Consider the following 15,624-nt stretch of genomic DNA (forward strand, 5'->3'; position numbering starts at 1 on the left):
GGGTCAGTGTGCTCCCTCTCGTTGTAGGACCGCACGGACCGTGCGCGCCAAGATTGCCAGATCGCCTGTGACGGACCAATTCTCGACGTAATAGAGGTCCTTCTGGACGCTCTGCGCCCAGGTGAGCTTGGACCGGCCACCGACCTGCCAGGGGCCGGTGACCCCGGGCTTGACGTTGAGGCGGCGATGCACGTGCTTCTCGTAGCGACGCACCTCGTCGGGCAATGGCGGCCGGGGGCCGACGAGGGACATGTGGCCGATCAGCACGTCGAAGAGTTGCGGCAACTCGTCGAGTGAGTAGGTGCGGATGAACTTGCCGACCCGGGTGATGCGTGGGTCGTCCTTCATCTTGAACAGGACACCGCTCGCATCGTCCGGCACCAGGTCCGCGCGCAGCTTCTCGGCGTCGACGACCATGGAGCGGAACTTCGTCATCCGGAAGAGTTGTCCGTTGACCCCGACCCGGACCTGTCGGAACAGCACCGGCCCGCGGTCCTCGAAATAGACGCACGCCGCGAGCACCACGAGCACCGGCGAGAGGAGTACAAGCACAACGACGCTGATCGCAATGTCCAGCATGCGCTTGACGAGGAACTTCCGTCCGGCATACGTCGGGGACTCCACGCTCATCAGTGGCAGGCCCTCGATCGGGCGCCGGTGGATGCGCGGGCCGGCGACGTCGGTCATCGTGCTGGTGAGTGCCAGCCGGATGTCGGTGCCCTCCAGTTGCCAGCCGATCTGGCGGACCTCCTCTGGGGTCATGGCGCTCTGGCCGGCGACGATCAGGGTGTTGATCGAGCCGTCCAGGGTCGACACGTCCGCGATCGGTCCGACGTTGTCGACCTCGGTGCCGTCGGAGAGGACGAAGGGCGACTCGTCGGTGCCGATCACCGAGACGAGCGCAGCCCGGTAGCCGGCGGCCGGGTGGCGCGCTATCACCGATGCCGCGCGCCGAACCTCCGGCGGGGTGCCGATGATGAGTGTTTGATCGCAGTAGTCGCCGTGTGCCCGACGGCGCACGATCCAGCGGCGGACGATCGCCCGCTCCAGAAGGAGCAGCAACAGTCCCAGCGGAAAGGCGATGGCCAGGTAGCCGCGCGCGAGGTCGAGCTTGGCGAGTAGCGCGACGATGGCGATGGCACCGAAGAGGCCAAAAGTCGCGCGGGCGACCCGGCGGAATTCGTCGTCGCCCACGCCGAAGAGCTCCACGCGATAGCACTGCTTCGCGTGCAGCGCGATGACCCATGCGATCGCGAGGCATGCTGAGAAGAAGGTGTAGCCCAGTGGTCCCGATGCGGTCCCCACCTGCGCGGCGTCGGTGTTCTCGCCGAAGCGGAGGAGGACGGCGATCACGATGGCCACGACGATGACCACGACGTCGAGGGCTGCCACGACGGTCCGGAAGTGGTGGCGCTGTTTGGCGATGTTGGTGCTTCGCGTTGGACGGCCGGTCCGCTGCGCCGAGCTCAATGAATCAGTGACATTCACGCAGCGCCTCCTTGTCTGCTCCCGGCCAAAGGAGTGCGCGAAGCCGCCTCCTCCCGCCCGAATCGTATCGGCTGCCTTAGCTTTGGGAGGTCGAGTTCCGACATTTCGCAGGCGGACTCCGGCATAATCCGCACCGGTTGCAACTTGCGACATATCGTGTTTACCATGAACGCGATATGTCGTGACCTAGAAGAGGAGACGCGATGGCGCAGCAGTGGGAGCTCGACGGGCCGAAGGTGCTCGACATCGGCGGTGAGGGCGAGCGCGTCACGCGCTTGACGGTCGGGCTCGTCGGTGGCCACGTCGACGTCGTCACCCATGATGCCCCGACGGCGCAGGTCGAGGTGCAGGAGGTTGTGGGTCCGCCGCTGAAAGTGACCTGGAACGGCGACAAGCTGCAGATCAGTCATGTGAAGGTCGAGGGCGGCAATCTCTGGGAGACGCTCAAGGGCTTCGGCGGCAGCATGCAGCTCAAGGCGCGGGTGTCGATCGCGATCCCGCGCGATGCCCGGACAGACATCAACACCGTCAGTGCCGGGGTGGTCGTGAGCGGCATACATGCACGGACGTCGCTCAACACCGTCAGTGGTGATGTGACCGCCGACGACATCGACGGTCGCATCGAGATCAATGGCGTGTCAGGCACTTTCGAGGGTCACCAGCTACGTGGGCGGCTCGAGGCCAACACTGTTTCGGGCAGTATGACGGTGCACGACAGCGCCCTCCACCCGATCGAACTCAACGGCGTTTCCGGCGACATCACCCTGGACCTGACCAATCAGCAGGCGAAGGTCGAGTCCAACACCGTCTCGGGCGATGTGACCGTGCGGGTGCCGGCCGGTGGCGGCTACCGCGTCAACGTGTCCACCATGAGCGGAGCCGCGATCGTCGACGGGGTGAAGCTCGGCGGCAAGTGGCACCGCGGCGGGGAGGCCCGCGACGGTGACGAGTCGCTGCGGCTGTCCGCCTCGTCGGTGTCCGGCGACGTAGTGGTGCTGCGTGCTGAGCCGACCGGCGGCGGTCCGTCGCTCGACAAGGAGTCCTGAGATGGCGCCGGTATTTGCGCACGGGCAACTGCGGCTCTACCTGCTGTCGCTGCTGAGCGAGGGTCCACGACACGGCTACGAGATCATGCGTGACCTCGAGCAACGCTTCAACGGCCTCTACACACCGAGCGCCGGCACGGTCTATCCGCGTCTGGCCAAACTCGAGGAAGAGGGATTGGTCAGCCGCGGCGATGACGGCCGCAAGGTGACCTACACCATCACCGACGCCGGTCGCGCCGAGGTTGAGCGACGGCAGTCCGACCTGGGCGACCTCGAGACGGACCTCGACCGGTCGGCCAGCCAGCTCGCTGAGGAGGTCCGCTCGCGGGTCAAGGGCGAGTCGGCCGACCTGCGCGCCGAGTTGAAGGCCGCTGCTCAGGAGGCCCGCCGCGTCGCCAAGCCGGCCAGCGGCGAGCAGATGAAGGGCAACGCGGGCCACGAGTTCGAGCGCGCGATCAACGAGCTGCGGCAGAGCGCGCGGAAGGTGATGCGCTCACGCCATACCAGCCAAGCAGTGCGCGTCGAGGCGCTGCGGATCGTGCACGAGGCCCAGCGGCGGATCGACGAACTCAAGTAGTAGGAGCTCTTGCGGGTCGAGTGCCGGGGGAGCGGAGCGGGGGAGGTGTATCGAGACCGCCACGGGTCTCGATACGGACTCGCCCAGGGGCTCGCCCTACTCGACCGGCGTGGCCGCATGAAAGTATGTGCGCGACATGTTGGTGGAATGGCTCCTCATCCTCGCCGGGGTCGTGCTGACCATCGGTACCGCGCTCTTCGTTGCTGCCGAATTCAGCCTGGTCGCTCTCGACCGCCCGTCGGTGCAGCGAGCCGTCGACGCGGGTGACTCCCGTGCCGGCGTCGTGCTCGCGTCGCTGCGGCGGCTGTCGACACAACTATCCGCGGCGCAGGTCGGCATCACGATCACCACGCTGGTCCTCGGTTATCTGGTCGAGCCGTCACTCGGCTCCCTGCTCGAGGGACCGCTGGACGCCATCGGCATCTCGGGGACCGCCTCGGCCGCCGTCGCCACCGTGCTCGCCCTGGTCATCGCGTCGCTCTTTTCGATGATCTTCGGCGAGCTCATCCCGCAGTTCCTCGGCATCTCCGCGCCGCTGCAGGTCGCGAAGATCGTCGCCGGCCCGGTGCGGATCTTCGCGACCGTGACCAAGCCGCTGATCGTCATACTCAACGGATCCGCGAACGCCGTGCTGCGGCGCTTCGGCATCGAGCCGCAGGAGGAGCTGAGCGCGGCGCGCACCCCGCAGGAGTTGTCCTCGATGGTGCGGCGCTCGGCGGAGGCGGGGACCCTCGAGGAGGGCACCGCGCAGCTGCTGACCAGGTCGCTGGACTTCGGCGAACGCACCGCATCCGACGTCATGAGTCCTCGCGTGCGTTGTGTGTATGTCGAACGCGACGCCACCGCCGCTGACGTGGTGGATCTGGCTCGTAGCACCGGACATTCGCGCTTCCCGGTCATCGGTGACGACTGGGACGACGTCGTCGGCGTGGTCCATGTCAAGAAGGCCATCGCGGTGCCGCAGGACCGTCGTGATGACGTGCCCGTGACCGCGCTGATGATCCGGCCGGTCCTGGTCCCCGAGACGATGCACCTCGACCCGCTGCTGCTGCTGTTGCGCGCCGGTGGCTTCCAGCTGGCGATCGTTGTCGATGAGTATGGCGGCACCTCCGGTGTCGTCACCCTTGAGGACGTCATCGAGGAGATCGTCGGTGAGGTCAGCGACGAGCACGACCCGCGAGTGGACGTGAGTCGCCTGCTGCCGGACGGGTCCTGGACGGTGCCGGGACTGTGGCGCCCGGACGAGGTGCGGGACCGCATCGGGGCGACGATCCCCGAGGGTGTCTACTACGAGACTGTCGGCGGATTCGTGATGGCCGCCGTCGGACGCGTGCCGCAGGTGGGTGACGAGGTCGCCCTCGACGGTTGGTCGCTGCGGGTCGTCGCCATGGACGGCAGGCGCGTGGACCGGGTGCGGCTCGCTCCCGTCATACCGGCCGGGCCGGAGGTCACCGAATGAACCTCATCCTGTCGCTGGTCTTCCTGCTCGGCAACGCGTTCTTCGTCGGTGCGGAGTTCGCGGTCATGGCCGCACGGCGCTCGCAGCTGGAGCCGCTGGCGGCGTCCGGTTCGAAGCGCGCGAAGCTGAGTCTTGAGGCGCTGGAGAACGTTTCGTCGTTGCTGGCGTGCGCGCAGCTGGGCATCACGGTGTGCTCGGTCTTGCTGGGTGCGGTCGCCGAGGACGCGCTGCACCATCTGATCGAACCGATCTTCACCAGCATCGGCGCACCGCACGGTATGGCGACCGTCGTCGCGCTGCTGCTGGCGCTGCTGATCGTTGCCTACCTGCACGTGACGCTCGGCGAGATGGTGCCCAAGAACCTCGCCATCGCCGGACCCGACCGGGCCGCACTGATCCTCGCGCCCGCGTTGTTGTGGGTGACGCGGGTGCTGGGGCCGATCATCCGCGCGCTGGAAGCGATCGCGAAGTGGGCCGTTCGCCGGCTGGGTGTGGAGCCGAAAGACGAAGCCACGTCGGCATTCTCGGCCGAGGAGGTCGAACTCATCGTTGCCGAGTCGCAGCGCGAGGGGTTGTTGTTGGAGGAGCAGTCGGCGCGCGTGCAGGGAGCGTTGGAGTTCACCGATCGTGTCGCTGCGGACGTCGCGGTGCCCGTCGACGAGCTGGTCACCGTGCCGGTCGGCGCGACACCGGAGGACATCGAGCGGCTGGTCGCCAAGCACGGCTTCTCGCGCTACCCGGTGCTCGACCGGCGGGGCGTGATCGCCGGCTACGTGCACCTCAAGGATGTGCTCTACGCGACCAACGAGGCGTATGCCGAGCCCGTCCCCCCGCGCCGCATCCGACCGCTTGCGACCGTCGCTCCGTCGGACGAGGTCGACGACATGCTGGTCACCATGCAGCGCAGTGGTGCCCACCTCGCGCGGGTCGTCGACGACTCCGCGTCCGAAGTGCTGGGTGTGATCTTCCTGGAGGACGTGCTCGAGGAGCTCGTCGGTGAGGTGGACGACGCCACCCAGCGGTAGCGTGACAAGGACTTCCGATCGAGGAGGAGCCCATGTCGGCATACCCCGTGCTCCTGCACACTGCGATCGATGCGCGCGACTGCCGGGCGCTCGCGGAATTCTATCGGCAGCTGCTCGGCCTGCGCTATCGCGACGGCGAGGAGCCGCCTGCGGACGGCACATCGGATGACGCCGACTGGCTGGTGCTGCTCGACGACACCGGGCGTCGGGTGCTCACCGTCCAGGAGAAGCAGGACACCACGCCGCCGACGTGGCCGGCCGAGGACGTCCCGATGCAGATGCACATGGACTTCAAGGTGCCCACGATCGAGGAGCTCGAACGCCATCGGCAGCGGGCGGTCGAGCTCGGTGCGCGGGTGATCCTCGATCGTTCGACTGATGAGGGCGAGCCACTGTATGTGCTGGCCGATCCGGCCGGGCACCCCTTCTGCCTGCTGGTGCAATAGCGCGCGGAACTTGTCGCTCAGGGCTGCGCGTCGTCCCCTGATGCATCGGGCGGCAGCCACGAACGCAGCGCCGCCGCCTCGCGCGGCAACACCGCCGGGTCGTCATCCGGGACGAATTCCAGCAGCAGATCGAGCGGATCCGCCCGCTCGCGCAGCAGCGCGGTCACTCCCTGCCAGAGCTGCGCGCGATCGGCGAGCGGCAGCCGATCGGCGAACGGCCACCACGAGAAGACGTGCACCGCGCACACCCGATCGACCAGTCGGCGCAAACCGTCGATCGCGTCGGTCGCCGGCTCGTCGACCCGCGGTTGCCAATACGTAGCAAGGTTGTCGTGTCCGACCTCGTCCAGCAGCCGCAGAGTCGACTCCACCGTGTCGGTGAGGGTCAACCGGTGCAACTCCAGGCCGATCTGTATGCCGCTGACAGCCCCCACCTCCGCGGCGTGCCGCAGGTCCCGGACGATCCGATCGCGTTGCCCGGCAGGGCATTCCGCGGATCCGGCTGAGCCGGCCCATACGCGGATCCGCGGTGCTCCGATCCGGGTAGCGGCCGACACCAGCTGCTCGATCGATGGTGGTGGGCGATCCGCCGGCTCCGGAGCCGGATCGTTGTCACCCGCGCGCCAGTAGCTGCCGTACGAAGTCACCGTGAGCCCGGCCGCGGCCGTGAGCCCCCGCACGTTGTCGAGCGCACCCGCATCATCCGGCGGCGCGTGCACGTCGGATCCCCACTCGATGCGATGCAGGCCGGCGGCGGCGGTGGCCTCGACCAGTTCTGCCGGTGGCAGCTGACGGAAGGTCACTGAGCAGATGCCAGTGTGGCCCATCCAACCGTCGGGGTTCATGGCCCGCCTTCGTCGAGGTGCGTTCCTTACGTGTCCAAGGTTAGGCAGCTCACCGCAGACGCAGCGGCGACGGCCGACTCAGGCCACTGAGTCCGCCGACCCGGCTGTGGCTTCCGCGGTCTCCTGCATCGCCAGCTCTGCATTGATCTGCGCGCCCGCCATGGCGCCCGCAGCGGCGGCGGCGCCGACCTGCGCACTCAGGTCGGTGACATTGCCGGCGGCCCACACGCCGGGCACCTCGGTGCGTCCCATGGCGTCGGCGGGGACATGGACGCCCATGCCAGAGGGGTGCTCGACGGCCGACAGGCCGAGTGACTCGACCACGCCGCCACGCGCCACCATGTGCGTGCCGGCCGCGATGACCTCGCACGGGACGACCTGTCCGTCGACCAGCGCGACACCGGTGATGGCGTCGTCGGCGGTGACGACCGACTGGACGCGGCCCTCGACGATCCGCACCCCGCGTGCTGCCAATTGTGCAAGTTGCTCGGCCGAGAAGTCGATCCCGTTGCGCAGCAACGTGATTCGGTCGGACAACTGGCGCCAGAGCACTGCGCTGTGGAACGCCATCGGTCCGGTGGCCAACACCGCGATGTCCCGATCGCGCACCTCCCAGCCGTGGCAGTAGGGGCAGTGCACGACGTCGCGGCCCCAACGCTCGGCGAGGCCCGCGATGTCCGGGAGCTCATCGACCAGACCGGTGGTGAGCAGGATCCGGCGGGCGTGGGTGCTGCGTCCGTCGGCGAGGGTCACCGCGAATCCGGTCTCGTCCCGGGTGACCGCCGAGACCTCACCGGCGACGACGGCACCGCCATACCGGCGAACGTTCTCGGTGCCGAGCCGGAGGTACTCGGCGGGCGGCATTCCGTCATACGCGAGCAGTCCGTGTATGCCGTCGGCCGGTGCGTTGCGTGGGGAGCCGGCGTCGATCACTGTCACGGATCGCCTTGAGCGGCCGAGCATCAATGCGCCGCTGAGGCCGGCGGCGCCGCCGCCGATCACCACGACGTCCTGGTCTGTGGGAAGCATGTCTGTAGTCATACGAACAGCCTGCGCGGCACATGTCGTGGTGGCAAATCTTGTTGCTGATATGGCAAACTGGTCGTATGGCGAACAGGATGGCGAACGAGGACTCGGACACGGCACTCGAAGCGGTCGGCCCGCGACTCAGACAACTGCGCGAGCAGCGCGGGCTCACGCTGGCCGACGTCGGACGGGCGACCGGTGTCGCGGTGAGCACGCTGTCCCGGCTGGAGTCCGGCGGCCGCCGCCCGACGCTGGAGCTGCTGCTGCCGCTGGCGAAGATCTACCGGGTGACGCTCGACGAGCTGGTCGACGCGCCGCCGACCGGTGACCCGCGGGTCAACATGCGACCGATCAAGGCGCACGGGATCACGATGCTGCCGCTGAGTCAGCGACCGGGCGGCATCCAGGCCTACAAGATCATCGTGCCGCGGCGGGTCGGCCGGCACGTGGAGCCGGAGCTCAAGACGCACGAGGGCTACGACTGGCTCTACGTGCTCAGCGGCAAGCTTCGGGTGGTCCTGGGCGAGCACGATCTCGTGCTGCAGCCGGGTGACGCCGCCGAGTTCGACACCCGCACACCGCACTGGTTCGGGGCGGCCGACGACGAGCCGGTCGAGTGCCTGAGTCTCTTCGGGACGCAGGGGGAGAAGGCGCACGTGCGCGCGAAGCCGCGGGGCTGAACGTCCGCTATGTGTTCAGAGCCGGGCCGCCGTGCGGACCAGGTCCGCGACCGCCACCGACCGGCTGTGCGGTGGCCAGGCGATCACCGTGGTCACCTGTGGGGCGTCGACGACCGGTATGGCGGTCAGGTCGTGGCCGAGGTTCGTGCGTGCGGACTCGGGCGCGATCACCGACGCGCGGCCCAGCGAGACGAGTTGTTGCAGCTGCGCGTGGTCGCGCACTTTCGGGCCGGGACCGTCCGGGTAGCCGCCGTCGGCCCGCGGCCATCGCGGCTGCGGCAGTCCGGGGAGGTCCGTCACGTCGCTGGTGCGCACCTGCGGCCGGCCGGCGAGCGGGTGGCCGGCCGGCAGCAGGACGACCTGACCCTCGGTGCTGAGGGTTTCGTGGTCCAGTCCGGAGAGTGAGTCGAACGGGCGGTGCAAGAGCGCCACGTCCGCTCGGCCGGTGCGCAACAGCCGACCCTGCTCTCCGGGGCCGCACAGGAGCATGTCGACGCTGACGGAGTTCGGCTCGGAGGCGTAGGCATCCAGCAGTTTCGCGATCAACTCCGTCGACGCGCCCGCCTTGGAGGCCAGGACCACCGCAGGCCTGCCATCGGCGACCTCCGCGGCGCGCCGGGTGCGACGCTCGGCAGCGACGACTGCGTCGAGAGCCGCCCGTGCCTCGTCGAGCAGCACCGCGCCGGCACCGGTGAGAGTCACGCCGCGACTCGTCCGCTCCAACAGCGTCGCGTCGAGCCGGCGCTCGAGTTGAGCGATGGCGCGGGAGAGGGGTGGCTGGGCCATGCCGAGCCGCTGCGCGGCGCGCCCGAAGTTCAGCTCCTCGGCCACCGCGACGAAATAACGCAATTCCCGAGTCTCCACGGCGACCACGCTACGCCGGAGGCGATACCCAAGAGGTATCGCCGCCGACCTGATCGGTCTTGGCGCAGAAGCGGTCGTCGAGCCGAGGATCGATGCATGAGCGAAAAGACGATTGCGCTGGTGACCGGCGCGAACAAGGGCATCGGATACGAGATCGCGGCCGGACTCGGCCGGCTCGGGTGGCGAGTGGGTGTAGGCGCCCGTGACCAGCAGCGCCGTGAGGACGCGGTGGACAAGCTGCGCGCGAACGGCGCGGACGCGTTCGGCGTGCCGCTGGACGTGACGTCCGACGACAGCGTCGCCGCGGCCGCCCGGCAGATCGAGCACGACGAGGGCGGATTGGACGTCCTGGTCAACAACGCCGGCATCACCGGCGGGGCCTCGCAGTTGCCCACCACCGTCGAGCCCGCCACGATGCTGCAGGTCGTCGACACGAACGTCGTGGGCGTCATCCGCGTGACCAACGCGATGTTGCCGATGCTGCGCCGATCGGCGTCGCCGCGCATCGTGAACATGTCCAGCAGTGTCGGGTCGTTGACGCTGCAGACCACGCCGGGCGCCTTCGTCGGCCCGATCGCGGTCGCGTATGCGCCCTCGAAGACGTTCCTCAACGCGGTGACCGTGCAATACGCGAAGGAACTCGCAGACACGAGCATCCTGATCAACGCCGGATGTCCCGGATTCTGCGCCACGGACCTCAACGGCTTCCGTGGCACCCGCACTCCGGAGGAGGGCGCGCACATCGCCATACAGCTGGCGACTCTGCCGGACGACGGACCCACCGGTGAGTTCTTCGACGAGGCCGGACCCGTCGCGTGGTGAACGCCGCCACTTGAGCGGTGCCCCCGTCGGCGCCTCGTGCGACCTCGTTCCTCGGTCGTCCGATGCGCCTGTTACTTCTGCCGGGGGCACAAAAAAACCAGCAGCAAGCTGCTGGAATTTTGTGCCCCCGTCGGCGCCTCGTGCGACCTCGTTCCTCGGTCGTCCGATGCGCCTGTTACTTCTGCCGGGGGCACAAAAAAACCAGCAGCAAGCTGCTGGAATTTTGTGCCCCCGGCAGGATTCGAACCTGCGCTCCCGCCTCCGGAGGGCGGTGCTCTATCCCCTGAGCTACGGGGGCGTGCGGCGAACCGGACGCAAGGACTCGTTCCTCATCATCGCATCAGCCGCCTGTGCCATGGCCCGTCCTGCGGCCAGCACGTCGCAAAGATTATCAGCCGCCGGGTGGTGCTCACGACACGGTTACGCGTGACGCGCGATGTTCAGCCGTCGGACGAGGCGGTATGGCGCATCGGCGCCGCCGTATCGTGTCGCCCGTGACTTCCGCTACCCGACTTGACGCCCACGTGTGGCCGAGCGGCCTCAGTGAGAACGCCGGCGGCGAGCTGGCCCTGCACGGGCATCCGCTCAGTGAGCTGGCGACGACATACGGCACGCCGGCCTACCTGGTCGACGTGCCGGATCTGCTCGCCCGCGCCTGCGCGTTCCGGGACGAGTTTCGGACTGCGTTCGAGGCGATCGGGACGACGTGTGACGTGTTCTACGCCGGCAAGGCGTTCCTCTGCTCCGCCCTGGTGCGCCTGCTGGACGCCGAAGGACTGAGCCTGGACGTGTGCACCAGCGGTGAGCTCGCGGTGGCCGCGAAGGCGGGCTTCCCCGGCGAACGCACGGGCATGCATGGCAACAACAAGTCCGTCGCCGAGATCGAGGCCGCTGTCGACCACGGCATCGGCCGGATCATCGTCGACTCGATGGTCGAGATCGATCGGGTCGTCGCCATCGCCCGCAGCCGTGGCGTCCGCGTCGGGGTGATGCTGCGCGTCAAGACCGGGGTCGAGGCGCACACCCACGAGTTCATCGCCACCGCGCACGAGGACCAGAAGTTCGGCTTCTCGCTGTCGGGCGGGCAGGCGGCCGAGGCCGCCGGCGAGGTGCTGCGACACCCGGATGAGTTGCAGTTGTTGGGATTCCACTCGCACATCGGCTCGCAGATCTTCGACTCCGACGGCTTCCGGGTCGCGGCGCAGCGCCTCATCGCCATACAGCTGCAGATCGCGCAGGACTACGGCGTCGTGCTGCCGGAGCTCGACCTCGGTGGCGGGTTCGGCATCGCCTACGTGCCCGAGGACGAGCCGCTGGCCCCGCGCGAGATGGCGACTCAGCTCGCCGCGATCGTGCAGGCGGCGTGCGAGGAGACCCGGACTCCGGTGCCGCGCGTGTCGATCGAGCCCGGCCGCGCGATCATCGGACCCGCCGGGATCACGCTCTACGAGGTCGGCACGGTCAAGCCGGTGCAGGCCACCGACGAACTCGTCCGCACATACATCTCGGTCGACGGCGGTATGAGCGACAACCCGCGGCCGGCGCTCTACCAGGCCGATTACGTTGCCACGCTTGCCAATCGGCGCAGTGAGGCGCAGCAGACCCAATCACGCGTCGTCGGCAAGCACTGCGAGTCCGGCGACATCGTCGTGCGCGACCAGCAACTTCCGTCCGATGTGCAGCCCGGAGACCTGCTCGCCGTCGCCGCCACCGGCGCCTACTGTCGGGCGTTGTCCAGCCAGTACAACCACGTCACGCGGCCGCCCGTGCTGGCGGTCACGCCGGACGGCGTGCGCACGTGGCTGCGCCGCGAGACGATTGACGATCTGTTGGCCCTCGAAGGGGAGTAGAAACGTATGGCGAAGCCACTGAGGGTTGCGCTGCTCGGCTGCGGAGTGGTCGGCAGTGCAGTAGCCCGACAGCTGACCGATGACGCCGCGGACCTCGCCGCTCGTGTCGGCGCACCGCTCGAGCTGATCGGTGTCGCAGTTCGGGACGTGACCAAGCCGCGCCCCGAATCCGGTGTGCCACCAGAGCTTTTCACCACGGACGCGGAGTCACTGGTCTCCAATGCCGACCTGGTCGTGGAGCTGATGGGTGGGCTGGAACCCGCGCGCACGCTGCTGCTTCGGGCGATCGAGCACGGCGCGGCGGTCATCACCGCCAACAAGGCGCTGCTCGGCGCCGACGGACCCCGCCTATATGCCGCGGCGGACGCGCGCAACGTCGACCTGTCCTTCGAGGCATCGGTCGCGGGCGCCATACCGCTGCTGCGACCGTTGCGGGAGTCGCTCGCCGGCGATGACGTGCAGCGGGTCATGGGCATCGTCAACGGCACCACGAACTACATCCTCGACAAGATGGACCGCACCGGTGCCGCGCTGCCCGACGTGCTCGCCGAGGCACAGGAGCTCGGGTATGCCGAGGCCGACCCCACCGCCGACGTCGAGGGACACGACGCGCAGGCCAAGGCTGCGATCCTGGCTTCGCTCGCCTTCCACACCCGCGTCTCCAGCGATGACGTGCACTGCGAAGGGATCATGGGGATCACCGACGCCGACATCCGCGATGCGCGCAAGATCGGTTGTGTCGTCAAGCTTCTCGCGATCTGCGAGCGGACCCCCGACGGAGTCAGCGCGCGCGTGCATCCGACGCTGGTGCCGCGCTCGCACCCGCTCGCCTCGGTGCACGACGCATTCAACGCAGTCTTCCTGGAGACGGCGCTGGCCGGTGAGCTGATGTTCTACGGCAAGGGAGCCGGAGCGGCGCCGACGGCGTCGGCCGTGCTCGGTGACCTGGTCCAGGCCGGCCGTCATCGAGTGGTCGGAGGGCACGGCCCGCGGGAGTCGGCATACGCCGAGTTGCCGGTGCTGCCGATCGCTCGGACACAGACCAGCTACTTCATCCGGCTGGACGTGCTGGACCGCCCAGGTGTGCTCGCACGAGTCGCGAATGTCTTTGGCGCACACGATGTTTCGATCGAGAGCATGCGGCAGGGCGTGCGCCGGTCGGAGGAAGGTCTGGCGATCCTGCAGCTGGTCACGAACCAAGCGGCGGACGAGTCGTTGGTCGCGACCGTCGAAGAACTTCGCAAGCTCGATGATGTGCACGAGGTCAGCTCCGTGCTCCGTGTGGAAGGAATGTAATGGCACCTGGCGACCGAAGGGCGCAGCAACAACTCAGGCTGGAGGCGTGGGGATGAGGAACGAATCTGCACGCCGCCAGCAGTGGCGAGGCGTTATTCGTGAGTACGCCGACAGGTTGCCCTCGTTGGAGGGTGCGCCGGTCATCACGCTGGGGGAGGGTGGTACGCCGCTGATCCACGCGGAGTGGCTCAGCGGCGAGGTGGGCGCGGACGTGCACGTGAAGTTCGAGGGCCTCAACCCGACCGGCTCCTTCAAGGACCGCGGCATGACGGCAGCGATCTCGGCAGCCGCGAAAGCCGGTGCGAAAGCAGTGATCTGCGCGTCCACCGGCAACACGTCCGCTTCGGCGGCGGCATACGCCACCAAGGCCGGTATGACGTGCGGCGTGCTCGTCCCCGAGGGCAAGATCGCGATGGGCAAGCTCGCCCAGGCGATCGCGCATGGTGCGCAACTGCTGCAGGTCGACGGCAACTTCGACGACTGCCTGACGCTGGCGCGCAAGCTGGCCGAGGCCTACCCGGTGGAGCTGGTCAACTCGGTCAACCCCGCACGCATCGAGGGCCAGAAGACCGCGTCCTTCGAGGTCATCGACGTGCTCGGCGACGCGCCGGACATCCACTGCCTGCCGGTCGGCAACGCCGGCAACATCACCGCATACTGGAAGGGCTACCGCGAATCCGCGGCACTGCCAACCGGATCCGACGGTGCGACCACGAAGACGCCGAAGATGTGGGGCTTCCAGGCAGCTGGCGCGGCGCCGATCGTGAAGGGCCACCCGGTCGACGACCCGGACACCATCGCGACAGCGATCCGGATCGGCAATCCGGCGTCGTGGCAGCAGGCGATCGCGGCACGCGACGAGTCCGGCGGCCTGATCGACGCCGTGACCGACGAGCAGATCCTGCACGCGCACCACATCATCTCGAGCAAGGAAGGCATCTTCGTGGAGCCGGGTTCGGCCGCGAGCATCGCCGGCCTGCTGATGATGCACGAGCGCGGTGAGATCCCGGCCGGTGCGACGATCGTCTGCACCGTTACCGGGCACGGCCTGAAGGACCCGCAGTGGGCGCTGCAGGACGCCGACGGGCAGCAGGTGCAGCCGACCAAGGTGCCGGTCGACGCGGTGACTGCTGCGCGGGCCCTCGGCCTGGAAGGCTGACCGGGACTCAATTCCATGGATTCTGAAGTGTTTTCGCCCGGTTCCTCGGTCACCATCGAGGTGCCTGCGAGCAGTGCCAACCTCGGCCCGGGGTTCGACTCGATCGGTCTTGGGCTCGGCATCACCGACACGGTGCAGGCCACGATCGGCGGTGACGGCTTGCACATCTCCGTCGAAGGCCACGGCACCGGAGCCGTGCCGACGGACGGCACGCACCTGGTCTGGCGCTCGGCGCTGGCCATGTGGCAGAACCTCGGCATCGAGCCGCCGACCGACCTGATCCTGCACTGCCGCAATGCAATTCCGCACTCTCGAGGTCTGGGATCGTCGGCCGCCGCGATCGTCGCAGGTATGGCGACGGCACTCGCGCTGGTCCGCGAACGCATCGACAACCCGGCATCACTGGCGCTGCTCAGCAACCTCGCCGGTCAGTCCGAGGGCCACCCGGACAACGCATCCGCGAGTGTGTATGGCGGCCTGACCGTCTCCTGGGCCGACGACGAGGGCGCGGGGTGGCGCACGGTGCGTCCGCAGCTGCATCCCGAAGTGACGTCGGCGGTGCTCCTGCCGGAGGCGACGCTGGCCACCGACACCGCGCGGGCCGCGCTCGGCGAAAGTGTTTCGCTGTCGGCTGCCGCCTCCACCGCCGGACGTGCTGCCCTGCTGGTGCACGCGCTGACCCAGGAGCCGGAGTTGCTGCTGCCGGCCACGCGGGACTGGCTGCACCAGGAGCCCCGCAGGGCGTCATACGAGCAGAGCATGGGGGTCGTCGACCAGCTGCGAGCACGCGGGCTCGCAGCCACGATCTCGGGTGCCGGGCCGGCCGTGTTGGTGCTGGGTGCAGGGGAATTCGCACTCGGCGCCGACGAGTTGCCGGTGGGCTGGCAGGTGCTCCGTCCGGGAATCGCCACATCGGGTGTGCGAGTCGTTTCGCATTCCGCACCCGTGACGGTGTAAGTTTGGTTTTGCATCGACGGCCCAAGCCGACCGAGTGACAGTTTCGTCCCGGATGTCGATGCCTCACCGCAACGTCGCTCGCCG

15 protein-coding genes and 1 tRNA gene are annotated in these 15,624 nt (G+C 68.4%); 11 read left to right on the forward strand and 5 right to left on the reverse strand.

All coding sequences use genetic code 11. The annotated features are described in order from the left end of the window. Positions 1-3 precede the first annotated feature (3 nt). A complete protein-coding gene (locus tag IEX71_RS00525) occupies positions 4-1,488 on the reverse strand; it encodes a sugar transferase (RefSeq protein WP_188835037.1) in 1,485 nt (494 codons plus the stop codon). A gap of 203 nt (positions 1,489-1,691) precedes the next feature. Here IEX71_RS00525 and IEX71_RS00530 point away from each other — a divergent pair, with 203 nt between their 5' ends. From IEX71_RS00530 to IEX71_RS00550, 5 genes are all read left to right on the forward strand, one after another. Further along, positions 1,692-2,534, forward strand: a complete 843-nt coding sequence (locus tag IEX71_RS00530; RefSeq protein ID WP_188835038.1) for a DUF4097 family beta strand repeat-containing protein — start codon at positions 1,692-1,694, stop codon at positions 2,532-2,534. Between the two features lies 1 nt (position 2,535). Next, the gene (locus IEX71_RS00535) at positions 2,536-3,111 is read left to right on the forward strand and encodes a PadR family transcriptional regulator (RefSeq protein WP_188835039.1); all 576 of its coding nucleotides are present in this window, start codon (positions 2,536-2,538) and stop codon (positions 3,109-3,111) included. 139 nt (positions 3,112-3,250) lie between these two features. Further along, positions 3,251-4,570, forward strand: a complete 1,320-nt coding sequence (locus IEX71_RS00540; RefSeq protein WP_188835798.1) for a hemolysin family protein — start codon at positions 3,251-3,253, stop codon at positions 4,568-4,570. Further along, positions 4,567-5,595 (forward strand): hemolysin family protein, encoded by a 1,029-nt coding sequence (locus tag IEX71_RS00545; protein WP_188835040.1) that lies wholly within the window; start codon positions 4,567-4,569, stop codon positions 5,593-5,595. Before IEX71_RS00540 ends, IEX71_RS00545 begins: the two co-directional genes overlap by 4 nt. A 32-nt stretch (positions 5,596-5,627) precedes the next feature. Then, complete coding sequence (locus tag IEX71_RS00550) at positions 5,628-6,041, forward strand: VOC family protein (RefSeq protein WP_188835041.1); 414 nt, start codon at positions 5,628-5,630, stop codon at positions 6,039-6,041. Positions 6,042-6,058: 17 nt separating this feature from the next. On the opposite strand, the gene IEX71_RS00555 is transcribed toward IEX71_RS00550, so the two are convergent. Both IEX71_RS00555 and IEX71_RS00560 read right to left on the reverse strand, forming a co-directional pair. After that, positions 6,059-6,886, reverse strand: a complete 828-nt coding sequence (locus IEX71_RS00555) for a sugar phosphate isomerase/epimerase family protein (protein ID WP_229749341.1) — start codon at positions 6,884-6,886, stop codon at positions 6,059-6,061. 78 nt (positions 6,887-6,964) lie between these two features. Then, positions 6,965-7,927 (reverse strand): NAD(P)/FAD-dependent oxidoreductase, encoded by a 963-nt coding sequence (locus IEX71_RS00560; protein WP_229749342.1) that lies wholly within the window; start codon positions 7,925-7,927, stop codon positions 6,965-6,967. 65 nt (positions 7,928-7,992) lie between these two features. On the opposite strand from IEX71_RS00560, the gene IEX71_RS00565 reads away from it, so the two are divergent. Then, a complete protein-coding gene (locus tag IEX71_RS00565) occupies positions 7,993-8,592 on the forward strand; it encodes a helix-turn-helix domain-containing protein (RefSeq protein WP_229749343.1) in 600 nt (199 codons plus the stop codon). Positions 8,593-8,607: 15 nt separating this feature from the next. On the opposite strand, the gene IEX71_RS00570 is transcribed toward IEX71_RS00565, so the two are convergent. Beyond that, entirely contained in the window at positions 8,608-9,456 is an 849-nt protein-coding gene (locus tag IEX71_RS00570) for a LysR family transcriptional regulator (RefSeq protein WP_188835043.1), read from the reverse strand. Between the two features lie 96 nt (positions 9,457-9,552). On the opposite strand from IEX71_RS00570, the gene IEX71_RS00575 reads away from it, so the two are divergent. Further along, the gene (locus IEX71_RS00575; RefSeq protein WP_188835044.1) at positions 9,553-10,278 is read left to right on the forward strand and encodes an SDR family oxidoreductase; all 726 of its coding nucleotides are present in this window, start codon (positions 9,553-9,555) and stop codon (positions 10,276-10,278) included. 226 nt (positions 10,279-10,504) lie between these two features. Here IEX71_RS00575 and IEX71_RS00580 read toward each other — a convergent pair. After that, positions 10,505-10,576 (reverse strand) — tRNA-Arg (locus IEX71_RS00580). 196 nt (positions 10,577-10,772) lie between these two features. Here IEX71_RS00580 and lysA point away from each other — a divergent pair. From lysA to IEX71_RS00600, 4 genes are read left to right on the forward strand one after another with little or no spacing between them, the layout of a single operon-like run. Continuing rightward, on the forward strand, positions 10,773-12,128 hold the full coding sequence (lysA, locus tag IEX71_RS00585; RefSeq protein ID WP_229749344.1) for a diaminopimelate decarboxylase: 1,356 nt from the start codon (positions 10,773-10,775) through the stop codon (positions 12,126-12,128). A 6-nt stretch (positions 12,129-12,134) separates the two neighbouring features. Further along, positions 12,135-13,424 carry a homoserine dehydrogenase gene (locus IEX71_RS00590; protein WP_188835046.1) on the forward strand — a complete coding sequence of 430 codons (1,290 nt, stop codon included), beginning with the start codon at positions 12,135-12,137 and terminating at the stop codon, positions 13,422-13,424. Between the two features lie 52 nt (positions 13,425-13,476). After that, positions 13,477-14,583, forward strand: a complete 1,107-nt coding sequence (gene thrC / locus IEX71_RS00595; RefSeq protein ID WP_188835047.1) for a threonine synthase — start codon at positions 13,477-13,479, stop codon at positions 14,581-14,583. Between the two features lie 15 nt (positions 14,584-14,598). Next, positions 14,599-15,540 carry a homoserine kinase gene (locus IEX71_RS00600; protein WP_188835048.1) on the forward strand — a complete coding sequence of 314 codons (942 nt, stop codon included), beginning with the start codon at positions 14,599-14,601 and terminating at the stop codon, positions 15,538-15,540. The last annotated feature ends 84 nt before the right edge of the window (positions 15,541-15,624 follow it).

Origin of the sequence: Flexivirga endophytica (assembly GCF_014640635.1) — a bacterium.
GTDB lineage: Bacteria > Actinomycetota > Actinomycetes > Actinomycetales > Dermatophilaceae > Flexivirga > Flexivirga endophytica.